Below are 12413 nucleotides of genomic sequence, written 5' to 3' on the forward strand. Positions count from 1 at the left end.
GTGGCGCCTGACGATTGCCGGGGCGCGTTTACCTCCTGTTAATGGCCGCCATTCCACCGGCGCATGGGAAGCGCCGGTGGACAGCCTGTTTTCATCAGGGAGGAAAACGATGAAACTCTTCAAGGCCATGCTTGGCATGACGGCCGCTGCCGCCGTCTCTCTTTTCGCTGCCGGTGCATCCGCACAGGGCTATCCTGAACGCACAATCACCATGGTCGTGCCGTTCGCGGCCGGTGGCCCGACGGATACGGTCGCGCGCCTCGTTGCCGAATCCATGTCGAAGGATTTGGGACAGCAGATCGTCGTCGAAAATGTCGGCGGTGCCGGCGGTACGCTCGGCGCCGGACGCGTCGCGTCGGCCGATGCTGATGGTTACACCATCCTGCTTCACCACATTGGCATGGCGACGTCCGCTACGCTCTACCGCAAGCTTGCCTATGACACGCTCAATGCCTTCGATTACGTCGGCCTCGTCACCGACGTGCCGATGACGATCGTCGCCCGCAAGGATTTCGAGCCGACCGATCTCAAGGGCCTGGTCGAATATGTCAAGGCGAACAAGGACAAGGTCACCTACGCCAATGCCGGTATCGGTGCGGCCTCGCATCTCTGCGGCATGATGTTCATGAGCGCGATCCAGACGCCGCTGACGACCGTTCCCTACAAGGGCACCGGCCCGGCGATGACCGATCTCCTTGGAGGCCAGGTCGATATCATGTGTGACCAGACCACCAACACCACAAAACAGATCCAGGGTGGCACGATCAAGGCCTATGCCGTGACCTCGCCGAAGCGCCTGGATGTCCTGAAGGACGTTCCGACCGCTGTCGAAGGCGGCCTGCCGGGCTTCGAAGTCGGCATCTGGCACGGCATCTACACGCCGAAGGGCACGCCCGCTGAGGTCAACGAGCGTCTGTCGAAGGCACTGCAGGTGGCGCTGAAGGACAGCAACGTTGCTGCCCGCTTCGCCGAACTCGGCACCGTGCCGTCGCCGGACGCCGATGCGACGCCTGCGGCCCTGAAGGCAAAGCTCGAGAGCGAAATCACCCGCTGGAAGCCGGTGATCGAAGCTGCCGGCGAATACGCTGACTAAGCATCTGCTGCAATTGCGCACCCTCTCTTTTGCCGGAGAGGGTGTTCGTGCAGCCAGATGCTTCCTGCGAGGTTCCATCTCCAACCCCACGGAGACACCATGAAATCTGTCACATTCGACACCACCAATGCGATCTGCGGCGCGCTGCTCGTCGCGACCGGCGCATTCTTCGCCTACCAGTCCTTCACGCTCGAACTCGGTACCGCGTTGCGCATGGGGCCGGGCTATTTTCCGCTGGTGCTCTCGGGGGTGCTTGTCATCCTTGGCGGGATCGTGTTCTTCCAGGCGCTCCGCGTCGAGGGTGAGCCGATCGACCCCTTTGCCTGGCGCGGCATGCTCTTCATTCTGCCGGCACCTGTCATCTTCGGCCTGACGGTTCGTGGGCTGGGCTTTGCGCCCTCGCTGTTTCTCACGGCCTTCATCGCCTGTTTCGCGTCCGAGAAGATGAATGTCTTCTCCGCGCTGATCCTGTCGCTGGGGCTCACGGTCTTCTCGGTCGCGGTATTCAGCTATGGCCTCGGCCTGCCGTTCGAGCGCTTCGGTCCGTGGACCAGGTTCTGAGGAGAGAGACATGGAACTTTTCAACAATCTCGCTCTCGGTTTCGCCACGGCAGCAACGCCTGCAAACCTGCTCTTCTGCCTGGTCGGCGTCCTCCTGGGCACGCTGATCGGCGTGCTCCCCGGCATCGGCGCCACGGCGACGATTGCCATGCTCTTGCCGATCACCTTCCAGCTGGAGCCGGTCTCCTCGCTGATCATGCTCGCCGGCATCTATTACGGCGCGCAGTATGGCGGCTCGACGACGGCGATCCTGATCAACATGCCGGGCGAGTCATCCTCGGCGGTGACGGCGATCGACGGCTATCAGATGGCCCGCAAGGGCAGGGCGGGGGCAGCACTTGCGATCGCAGCACTTGGCTCGTTCTTCGCCGGAACGGTCTCGACCTTCCTCGTTGCCATCTTCGCGCCGCCGCTAACCGAGATCGCGCTGAAATTCGGCGCCCCGGAATATTTCTCGCTGATGATCGTCGGCCTGGTGTCGTCGATCGCGCTGGCGCATGGCTCGATCATCAAGGCGCTGGCCATGGTGGCGCTCGGGCTGCTGCTCGGGCTCGTCGGCACCGATATCTATACCGGGACTCCGCGCTTCACGCTCGGCATCCGCGAATATGCCGACGGGCTGAATTTCGTGGCGCTCGCGGTCGGTGTCTTCGGCATCGCCGAAATCCTGCGCAATCTCGAAGGCGAAAAGACCCGAACGGTGCTGATGGCAAAAGTGTCCGGATTGCTGCCGTCGAAGAGCGAGTTCAAGCAGATGATCGCGCCCGTCATCCGTGGCACGGCGATCGGCTCGGCGCTCGGCATTCTGCCCGGCGGCGGCGCCATTCTGGCGTCCTTCGCCTCCTATACGGTGGAGAAGCGCACGTCGAAGAACCCGGAAGAATTCGGGCATGGTGCGGTGGCCGGTGTCGCCGGTCCCGAGTCGGCGAACAATGCGGGCGCTCAGACCTCGTTCATCCCGCTTCTGACGCTCGGCATTCCCGCAAACCCTGTTATGGCGCTTATGGTCGGCGCGATGATCATCCAGGGGATCGTCCCAGGTCCGAACGTCGCGACCGAACAGCCGGCGCTGTTCTGGGGCATCATCGCCTCGATGTGGATCGGCAACCTGATGCTCGTCATCCTCAACCTGCCGCTGATCGGTCTCTGGGTGAAGCTGCTGACGGTGCCCTACTATGTGCTCTTCCCCGTCATCATGGCCTTCTGCTCGATCGGGGTCTACAGCGTTAACGCCAATGTCTACGATCTCTATGCCGTCGCCTTCTTCGGCCTGATCGGCTATGTGCTGGCGAAGCTGCGCTGCGAACCGGCGCCGCTGCTGCTCGGCTTCGTGCTCGGGCCACTGCTGGAAGAGAACCTGCGCCGGGCGATGATCTTGTCGCGCGGCGATCCAACGACCTTCGTGACGCGTCCGATCAGCGCCGTGCTGCTCGCCATCGCGCTCGGCGTCTTGATCATCGTCTTCCTGCCGAGCGTCAAGAAGAAGCGCGAAGAGGTGTTCGTCGAGGAAACGTGAGGGGTTGAACTCACCGCTCCTTTGTTGAACAAAGGATCCATGAAGCGGGCGCCGGTCTGGCGCCCGTTTTCGCATGCAAGGACATCCCGGCTCATGACCATTCCCGCAGGGATCATCGACGATCTGCCTTTTCTCACCTCGCTTCGCCGCGATCTGCACGCCCATCCGGAGCTCGGCTTCGAGGAGGAGCGCACCAGCGGCATCGTCGCGAAACTGCTGGAAGAGGCCGGCGTCAAGGTGCATCGCGGACTGGGGATGACGGGCGTCGTCGGCACGCTGCAGGTCGGCAACGGCACGCGTGCCATCGGCCTCAGGGCGGATATGGATGCGCTGGCCATGCCCGAGATGGCGGATCGCCCCTATAAATCGACAGTACCCGGCAAGATGCATGCCTGCGGCCATGACGGGCACACCGCGATGCTGCTCGGCGCCGCCCGGTATCTCGCGGAGACCAAGGGCTTTTCCGGCACCGTGCATTTCATCTTCCAGCCTGCCGAGGAGGGCCGGGGTGGTGCGAAACACATGGTCGAGGAGGGGCTTTTCGATCTGTTCCCCTGCGATGCCGTCTACGGCCTGCACAATATGCCCGGTCTCGACACCGATGAGATCGCCGTGGTCGAGGGGCCGCAGCTTGCCTCATCCGACAGCTGGCGTGTCATCTTTCGCGGCACCGGCACGCATGGCGCCAAGCCGCATCTCGGCCGAGACCCGATCACTGCCGCCGGCACCTTTATCGCCTCGTTGCAGACCATCGTCGGCCGCGTCGTCGATCCGCTGCAGCCGGCCGTCGTCAGCGCTTGTTCGCTGCAGGCGGGCGATCCGAAGGCGCTGAACGTCATCCCCGATATCGTCGAGATCGGCGGCACGGCGCGTGCTTATTCGCCCGAGGTGCGTGACCAGCTGGAAGAAGAGATCGGCCGTCTGGCGCAGGGTACCGCTCAGATGTTCGGCATTGCGGCGGACTATCAATTCGAACGGCGCATTCCGCCTGTCTTCAATGACGCCGATGCGACGGCGCGGGCGCTGGGTGCTGCGGGCGAGGTGTTCGGGGCGAAAGTGCGCACCAGCTTTCCGCCGTCGACGGCAGGCGATGACTTTGCGTTTTTCGGGCAGAATGCGCCGGGGTGTTATGTCTGGCTCGGGAACGGCCCGGCTGTGGACGGGGCGCTGCATCACAATACGGCTTATGATTTTAACGACGGAGCGCTTGGGTATGGTGTGGCTTATTGGGTGAGGCTGGTGGAGCGGGAGTTGGCGGCTTAGGTCGCGCCCGTGGCCCCCTCATCCGCCCTTTCGGGCACCTTCTCCCCGACGGGAGAAGGGACGTGTGGCTCTGCCTCGCTCCAAATCTAGAAGCTTCGACGTTCGCGGCTTCACCTTCTCCCCTCGGGGAGAAGGTGGCCCGAAGGGTCGGATGAGGGGGCTACATCCTCTAAGCGATCCCTACGACAATATCTCCATTACTGGCGTCTCCAGCACCGTTCCCGTCAGCACATCGGCAATCCCCATATCCGTCTGATGGGGACCGATATTGCAGGCAAGTGCCGCCCCGAAGCAGGCCTTGAAGACGAGGTAGGGCGGCTGCCAGGTGACGATCTCTTCCATCGCTTTGCGGATGTCGCGAAAGGCTTGTGCCGTCTCGGCGAGCGGTGCTTCGGTCACGAGGCCCGAGAGCGGAAGAGGCAGCAGCGCCAGGATGACGCCATCCTTCGCGACCGCCATGCCGCCGCCTGCTGCGATCACCGCATTCGCCGCCGCCGCCATATCCGCAGTGTTGCCGCCGAAGACCGTCAGGTTGTGGCTGTCATGCGAGACGGTGGTGCAGAAGGCGCCGCGCCATTCGCCCCAGCCGGTGAGGAAGCCTGTACGCGGGCGGCCATCCGCCAGTCCGTGGCGGTGGGCGACCGAGATCATGGTGCTGCCTGCGGGCGGGACGACGAAGCCGTTTTCGACTGACGTTTCAGCTTCGGCCCATTGCGTGAAGCGAGGACGGTCGATGGTGGCGACGCGCACGCGCGTCCCCTCGGAACGAACCTTGAAGTCGTCTTCGCCGAAGGGAGTGAGCTTGACGGAATTGGTGAGTGGTGCGGTGTCGAGCGGCTTCAGCGCCGCTGTCATGACGCCGTCGCGGGCAATGGTGCGGCCATTAGCGATCACCCGCCGGGCCCTGAAATCGGTAAGATCCTCGAAGAGCACGATATCGGCGCGGCGTCCCGCGGCGATCAGGCCGAGATCGCTGCGTTTCAGCCGCTGGGCCGCATTGAAGGTCGCGGCACGCAGCGCCCATTCGGGCCGCATGCCGTAGCGCACCAGGCGGCGGATCACGTCGTCGAGGCCGCCGCCGTCAAGCAGCTCATCTGGGAAGACGTCGTCGGTGCAGAGCGTCACCGTCGGCGGCAGATGGCCGATCGTGTTCAAGGCTTCGACGAATTCGGAGAGCAGATGGTCGTGCGAACCGCGCAGCTCGATGGTCATGCCCGCCGCCAACTTCTGCAACAGGTCCGCGCCGGAGGTCAGTTCGTGATCGGACGTGATGCCCGCGGCCATGAAGGCGTTGAGATCGGCGCCCTCGAGCCCGCGGGCATGGCCGCAGACGAGCTTGCCGGATGCCAGACCGGCATTGACGATTTCCGTCATGCGCGGGTCGCCGTCGATGACGCCGCGCATGTTCATGACTTCGGCAACGCCGCCGACGGCGGGCGAGCGTAGCATCTCGGTGATGACGGAGGCGTCGAAATCAGCCCCGGCGCGTTCCAGGCCGGGTGCCGAGGGCACGCAGGATGGGGCGAGCAGGATCATGCGGAGCGGCAGACCGGCGGATGCCTCGATCGCCCAGCGCACGCCGTCGAGGCCGTGGACATTGCCGAATTCGTGGGGATCCCAGAGGATCGTCGTGACGCCGCGCGGCAGCACGGCGCGGGCATATTCGGCGGGCGTCACCATCGAGCTTTCGACATGCATATGCGTGTCGATCAGGCCGGGGGTGATGATGGTGCCAGATGCGTCGATGATTTCGGCGGCATCGCTGCGGCTTCCCGGAGCGTGTACGCTCGATATCAGCGAGCCGGTCAGGCCGATATCCGCCTCGCGGATCAGGCCGGTGACGGTATCGAGCAGCTTGCCGCCTGTTATCAGGATATCGAAGGGCGCATCGCCGCGGGCGGCGGCCACGGCGCGGGCGCGCAATTGGGGATCGTTGAGATCGGCGGGTTCCTGGCGGAGCGGATGGCTCATCTGCCGGCCTCGCTTTCGAGCGCGCCGAGGATGATCGCGCGGGCGGCCTCAGCATCGATCTCAACAGCAAATTCGGCATTGGGCGCCGCATGGGTTGCGCGGGTCTCGACGACGGTGCGGCCGCGGGTGAACTGGCCTCCGAGTTCGACATCGATGCGCGCGGCGCGGAAGGTGACGAGTTCGGGGGCGGCGAAAGCGACGGCGGCAGAGGGATCATAGATCGCCATGGCGGTGCGACCGCGGCTGATGCCGATATTGACGTAACCCGCGAGCATGTCGGCGATCAGTTCGGCATTGGCGCCGCCGGCGTTGCGGATCGGGTCGATATCGTCGGGCCTTGCCAGCACTTTGCGGCAGAGGTCGAGATCGACCATCTTCAGCGGCAGGCCGTGGCTGATGACGACCGCCAGCGCTTCCGGATCGGCAAGCGCGTTGAACTCTGCGGATGCCGTATGATTGCCAATCGTGACTCCGCCGCCCATCCAGGTCAGTTCGGTGATGCGGGCGGCGAGATCGGGCCGGGCGAGAGCGATTGCTGCGATATTGGTCAGCGGGCCAAGCGCCAGGATGCGGTGCGGGCCATCCGTTTCGAGCCAGCGGCAGAGGGCGAGGAAAGCGTCGCTATCGGCCAGCGCCGAGCCTTGCGGCAGGGTGCGGCCCGCTGTGGGAATGCCGGTATCGCCGAGGATAGCCTGGGCCGTCTCGATCTTGCCGATCACTGGATTGGCGCGGCCGCTGTGGATCGGGAATGTCCAGCCGAAGGCCTGTGCGGCGCCTGCTGCATTCACCTTCACCTGCGACAGCGGCGTGTTGCCGAACACCAGCGAGACGCCTGATACTTCGAGGTCTGACTGCTTCACCACCAGAATGGCGGCGATGTCGTCGAAGCCCATGTCGGTATCGATCCAAATTCCCATCATGTCACCCGAAGCGCGAAAGGCTTGCGGCTGCAGCAAGCGGAAGGTCGAAGGAAAGCGCGGTGCCGATCGGGTGGGCGGGCAGGCTTGCATCGACCTCTGCCTTGATCGGTCCGAGCGGCGTGTCGAGCAGGTATTCCCGCGTGTTGCCGGCATAGGAGGTGCCGCGCACAGTTCCCTGGAAAGGACCGGAACCAAGGATGACCGTGCGCGGCCGCCAGGCCAGCCCTGCAGCCTGAGGCGCAGGGGCCGGCAAATCGATCGGGCCGTTTTGGGTGACGAGCTTGCCGCCTTCGAGCTTGAAGACATTCTCGAAGCCGACGAAATCGGCGACGAAGGCCGAGACCGGCCTGTTGTAGATATCCTCGGGCGTACCGATCTGCTCGATGCCGCCGTTCAGCATGACGACGATCCGGTCGGCAAGTGCCAGCGCCTCCACCTGATCATGGGTGACGAAAATCATCGTCACGCCGGTTTCCTTCTGGACGCGCTGTAGCTCGGCGCGCATTTCCAGACGCAGCCGGGCGTCGAGGTTGGAGAGCGGCTCGTCGAGCAGCAGCACCTTCGGTTCCATCACCATCGAGCGGGCGAGGGCCACGCGCTGCTGCTGGCCGCCGGAGAGCTCGGCCGGCTTGCGGGAAGCGAAATTCGCGAGACCGACGGACTTGATGCCTGATGTCACGCGCTTGTCGAGATCCTGGCCGGATACACCCTTGAGACGCAGGCCGAAGGCGACGTTTTCGTAGACGGTCAGATGCGGGAAGAGGGCATAGGACTGGAAGACGAGGCCGACATTGCGTTTATTGGCCGAGACGCGGGTGATGTCGTCGCCATCGAGATTGATGCGGCCGGAGTCGGGCGTCAGCAGGCCGGCGATCGAGCGCATCGTCGTCGTCTTGCCGCAGCCGGAGGGGCCGAGCAGGGCGACGAGTTCACCCTTAGCGATCGTGAGATCGAGGTCCTTCACCGCGACCGTATCGCCATAGGCCAGCGTCAGCTTGTCGAGTTGAAGATAGGCATCAGACATAACGCGAGAATCCCAGGAAGCGTTCGGCAAGGAAGACGATGCCGATGGACAGGAAGGCGAGCAGCGAGGAGAGCGCCGCGATCGACGGATCGTAGGTGGTTTCCATGTAGCCCAGCATGTCGATCGGCAGGGTGCGGACACCGGGGCCGGAAAGGAACAGCGAGACTGGCACCTGATTGAAGCTGGTGACGAAGCCGAGGATGAAGGCCGCGAGAATGCCGCCGCGGATATTCGGCATCACCACCCGGAAGAAGGCGCCGGATCGCGATGAGCCCAGGAGAACGGCGGCTTCCTCGATATCGGAGCGCAGGTTGTTGAGGCTCGCCGAGACGACGCGCACGGCATAGGGCAGAACCAGCGCGGTGTGGGCGAAGAACAGCGCCAGCGTGATGTTGAAGCCGAGGGGCACGACCAGATAGCGCAGCAGCGCCAGGCCGACGATGATGCCGGGCACGATGATCGGCAGGGAAACGATGGTGCGAATGGTTTCGCCGAAGGGCAGCTTGTAGCGCGACAGCGCATAGGCGGCGGGAATGCCGAGGATGAGCGCAGAGAGCGTGCCGAAAACGGCGAGGAACATCGACATGCCGAAGCTCTCGCGGAAACTGTCGATGGTGAAGACCTTGGCGACCCATTTCAGCGACAGGCCCTGTGGCGGGAAGGCCAGCGTATCGCCGGCCGAGAGCGAGGCAGCGATGATGATCAGGAACGGTCCGATCAGGAAGGTCAGCAGTAGAATCAGGACGATGGGCGGGAAGAGGCGTGCGGTCATCGCTTGTTCCTCGCGGTCGCCAGACGTTTCAGCAGGATGTTGGCGGCAAAGCTCATGACGATCAGCATGAAGGCGATGACGCTGGCCGAGACGAAATTGTTGGAAACGGAGACCTGCTGGTAGAGAAGGGTCTCCAGCATCAGCACCTTTGAGCCGCCGAGCACGGCGGGGGTGATGTATGCGGTGAGCGAGCCGGTGAAGACGAGCGTGCCGCCGACCACGAGACCCTCCTTGGTGAGCGGCAGGATGACCTTCCAGAACACCTGGAACCAGTTTGCGCCGAGCACCCGGGCGGCCGGGATCGCATCCTTGGGCATGTTTTCGAGAGCGCTGATCAGTGACAGGATCATCAGCGGCAGGAAGAGCTGCAGCAGGCCGATGAAGACGGCGGTTTCGGTGAAGAGCAGGCGCAGCGGCTCGTCGCTGAAGCCGAGACCGGTGATCGCCTGATTGATGATGCCGGTGCGGCCGAGGATGACGATCCAGGCATAGGTGCGGGCCACCGGCGAAATCATCAGCGGCAGGGTGACCAGACCGATCATCCGGCCCTTGCCCTTGGGCGGCAGGTTGACGATGGCAAAGGCCGCGGCATAGCCGATGACGGCGGAGACGGCGGTGACTTCGAGCCCGAGCCGGAAGGTGCGCAGAAAGACGGTGCGGTTCAGCTGCTCGGAGAAGAAGTCGGTGTAGGCCGAGAGTGTCCATGCGCCGTCAGCGCGAAAACCTTCGGAGAGCAGAATGGCGACGGGCAGCAGGAAGACCACGGCCGCAAAGATTGCGGCCGGCAGCGCAAGCGCCAAAGCTTCTGCTCGGTTCTGAAACATCGGGAGCCTTTCGGGCGGGTAAGAAGCGGTCCCGGGCTTGCCGGGACCGGATGTTATTTGTGGCTTACTGGCCGACCGTGCTGTTCCATTCCTTCAGCCAGGCATCGCGATTATCGAGCGCCACGGCAGAGGGGATGAGCTTCAGGCTCTTTGCCGTTTCCTCGCCATAGGTGAGGTTGTTGGCAGCGGCCTCGGACAGCTTGACCTCCTTGTTGGCCGGGCTGTCGACGAGCTTTTCGGCAAGCTTGGTCTGAATGTCGGTGGAGAGCCAGAAATCCATGAATTGCAGGGCGAGATCCTGGTTCTTCGAACCCTTGGCGAGAACCATGACATTCATGCCGCCGGTCTGGCCTTCCTTCGGGGTAGCCCAGGCAACGGGCACGTCGAGCTTGGTGAAACCTGCCCAGGAGAAGCGGCCGATCGGGGCGGCCCAGATCTCTTCCTGCTGCATCAGCTGCACCAGCTGAGAGGACTTTTCATAGAAGGTGACGATATCGTCCTTCTTCTCGCCGACCGCTGCGATCGCGCCCTTGAGGTCCGGCGTATCCTTGCCGATCGCCTTGCCGAGCATGAAGAGCGCCGGCGGGCCCTGGTTGGTGGTGACATTCGGGAACGCGACGTGGCCGACATATTCAGGCTTCAGCAGATCAGCCCAGGATTCGATCTTCATCTTGTCGGAGCGGTAGGCGATCGAGGTGGCATAGAAGGTATAGCCGACGCTCATGCCGTCGCCGTTTGGGTCCTTGGCGACGTCATAGAGCTTGCCGAAATTGGTGAGCTTGGAGGTGTCGATCTTGTCGATCAGATCCTTGCGGGAGGCCGAGAGCGCGTCGGCCATCGAGACGACGGCCATGTCGATGACGGGGTTCGCCTTGTTCGCTTCCATCTTGGCGATGCGCTCGACGCTGTTGCCGGTTTCGACGACGAGCTTGCAGCCGCACTGCTTTTCAAAGGAATCGTAGACGATCGTCTTGAAGTCGTCCTGTGCGAAGGCATAGACGGAAATGGTCAGCGTCCGGTCCTGCGCGGCTGCCGCCAGCGGGGAGAGCGCCAAGAGCGCTACCGATGCGATGAGGGATTTCATGTCGCGAGTTCTCCATCTGTCAGGTTTTCTTTTGCCGGGCGGGCTGGCCCGGAGGATTGGCGGACGATCAATTGCATGGGTACGCGATCGGTCTCCGCAGTGACGATGACACCCTCCCGGGTGCCGCTTTCCAGAATGGTCTTCAGCAGCGCCGAGATGGCGATCTCGGCGATCCTGTCCATGTCCATCCGCGCCGTGGTCAGCGCGGGAGTGACGACCGGTGACCAGATCAGGTCGTCGAAGCCGGTGACGCTGACATCGGCAGGCACATTGATACCTTCCTGCTGCAGCTCGGTCAGTGCCCGAAGGGCTTGCAGATCGGAGAGGGCGGCGAAGGCGGTAAAGCCTTCGGCAGCCTTCCTGGCGAGGCCCAGCCGGCAGCCGGCGCCGGCCGTCTGTTCGAGCCGTTCGATCCAGAGCATTTCCGAGCTCATGCCCTTGGCGAGCCCGGAGCGAATGCCGCCGGCGCGATCGTTCTGAACGTTCGATTCCGGATTGTTGCCGATGATCAGGATGCGCTTGTGGCCGAGACCCGCCAGATGCGCGGCGATCTGGTGGCCGCCCTGCCAGTGGTCGGCGGCGACGGTGTTGCCGGGGGTCGAGGCTGTGTCGATAACGGCGACGGGACAGCTGGAAGCGGAGATGCGGGTGGCGCGGCGGGGGACGATGACCATGCCGTCGACGCCGCGTTCGATCAAACGGTTGATCGCCTCGGTCTGCGCCGTCACATCGCCGCGCGAGTCGGCGATGAGCACGCCGTAGTCAGCGGACTTGGCGGCGAATTCGATCGCCTGGGCGATTTTCGGGAAGAGCGGATTGGCAATATCCGGAAGCACGAGGCCAAGGACGCCGCTGCGGCCGGTGCGTAGTGCCCGGCCTGCCTGGCTGGGGATATAACCAAGCTCGGCGGCATGCTCGCGGATCTTTTCCGCCAGCTGTTCGGAAACACGGCCCTTACCCGAAAGCGCGTTCGAAACGGTCGCGACGGAGACGCCGAGCGACGTTGCTATCCTGCTCAAGTTCGGTCCCGGGCGTGACGAAGCCATGGTTTGCCGTGTGTTTGATTAATCGTTTAATCAGGCTCTACAGGAAGCATGTGGCGTTGTCGAATCGAATCTTAGCGTAACTGGCGTTTTCCGCACTGTATTAGATGTTGCGGACATAAAAAAAGCCCCGCAGAGCGGGGCTTCTTCTGGATCGTTTCAGCGGCGATTACTTCTTCACAGCAACCGTCTGCACCTTCGCGACGGCACTCGGCTTTGCGCCATCGGGCGCATAGCCGCCGCCGACGGCGACGTTGAGCGAGACGTAGTCCTTGGCCATCTGCTGGACGGCGGCGGCAAGGCTTGCCTGGGCCGTCGAGACGTTGCGCTGGGCATCGAGAA

The 12413-nt window shown here is 63.5% G+C and carries 11 protein-coding genes and 1 pseudogene; 4 read left to right on the forward strand and 8 right to left on the reverse strand.

What is annotated here, in order from left to right; all coding sequences use genetic code 11:
• The first annotated feature begins 109 nt into the window (after nt 1–109).
• From AB4Z25_RS27180 to AB4Z25_RS27195, 4 genes are all read left to right on the forward strand, one after another.
• Nucleotides 110–1093: a tripartite tricarboxylate transporter substrate binding protein BugD gene (locus AB4Z25_RS27180; RefSeq protein WP_112541106.1), complete on the forward strand. Its 984-nt coding sequence runs from the start codon at nt 110–112 to the stop codon at nt 1091–1093.
• A 99-nt stretch (nt 1094–1192) separates the two neighbouring features.
• Entirely contained in the window at nt 1193–1654 is a 462-nt protein-coding gene (locus AB4Z25_RS27185; RefSeq protein ID WP_112541107.1) for a tripartite tricarboxylate transporter TctB family protein, read from the forward strand.
• A gap of 10 nt (nt 1655–1664) precedes the next feature.
• Nucleotides 1665–3170, forward strand: a complete 1506-nt coding sequence (locus tag AB4Z25_RS27190) for a tripartite tricarboxylate transporter permease (protein WP_112541108.1) — start codon at nt 1665–1667, stop codon at nt 3168–3170.
• A 93-nt stretch (nt 3171–3263) separates the two neighbouring features.
• The gene (locus tag AB4Z25_RS27195; RefSeq protein WP_112541118.1) at nt 3264–4433 is read left to right on the forward strand and encodes a M20 aminoacylase family protein; all 1170 of its coding nucleotides are present in this window, start codon (nt 3264–3266) and stop codon (nt 4431–4433) included.
• A gap of 180 nt (nt 4434–4613) precedes the next feature.
• Here the strand turns inward: AB4Z25_RS27195 and AB4Z25_RS27200 are convergent, their stop codons facing one another.
• From AB4Z25_RS27200 to AB4Z25_RS27235, 8 genes and pseudogenes are all read right to left on the reverse strand, one after another.
• On the reverse strand, nt 4614–6404 hold the full coding sequence (locus AB4Z25_RS27200) for an adenine deaminase (RefSeq protein ID WP_112541109.1): 1791 nt from the start codon (nt 6402–6404) through the stop codon (nt 4614–4616).
• The gene (locus AB4Z25_RS27205) at nt 6401–7321 is read right to left on the reverse strand and encodes a nucleoside hydrolase (protein WP_112541119.1); all 921 of its coding nucleotides are present in this window, start codon (nt 7319–7321) and stop codon (nt 6401–6403) included. Before AB4Z25_RS27205 ends, AB4Z25_RS27200 begins: the two co-directional genes overlap by 4 nt.
• Before the next feature lie 4 nt (nt 7322–7325).
• Nucleotides 7326–8348, reverse strand: coding sequence for an ABC transporter ATP-binding protein (locus AB4Z25_RS27210; RefSeq protein WP_112541110.1), 1023 nt, complete (start codon nt 8346–8348; stop codon nt 7326–7328).
• On the reverse strand, nt 8341–9120 hold the full coding sequence (locus AB4Z25_RS27215) for an ABC transporter permease (protein WP_112541111.1): 780 nt from the start codon (nt 9118–9120) through the stop codon (nt 8341–8343). Before AB4Z25_RS27215 ends, AB4Z25_RS27210 begins: the two co-directional genes overlap by 8 nt.
• Nucleotides 9117–9944 (reverse strand): ABC transporter permease, encoded by an 828-nt coding sequence (locus AB4Z25_RS27220; protein ID WP_112385400.1) that lies wholly within the window; start codon nt 9942–9944, stop codon nt 9117–9119. Before AB4Z25_RS27220 ends, AB4Z25_RS27215 begins: the two co-directional genes overlap by 4 nt.
• 64 nt (nt 9945–10008) lie before the next feature.
• Nucleotides 10009–11028, reverse strand: a complete 1020-nt coding sequence (locus AB4Z25_RS27225) for a polyamine ABC transporter substrate-binding protein (protein WP_112541112.1) — start codon at nt 11026–11028, stop codon at nt 10009–10011.
• Nucleotides 11025–12074, reverse strand: a complete 1050-nt coding sequence (locus tag AB4Z25_RS27230) for a LacI family DNA-binding transcriptional regulator (protein ID WP_112541113.1) — start codon at nt 12072–12074, stop codon at nt 11025–11027. The genes AB4Z25_RS27225 and AB4Z25_RS27230 overlap by 4 nt, the downstream gene beginning before the upstream one ends.
• Before the next feature lie 166 nt (nt 12075–12240).
• Nucleotides 12241–12413: pseudogene (locus tag AB4Z25_RS27235) on the reverse strand (efflux transporter outer membrane subunit); the annotation flags it as partial.

It is taken from the genome of Rhizobium sp. RAF36 (genome assembly GCF_052114105.1).
Lineage (GTDB): Bacteria > Pseudomonadota > Alphaproteobacteria > Rhizobiales > Rhizobiaceae > Rhizobium.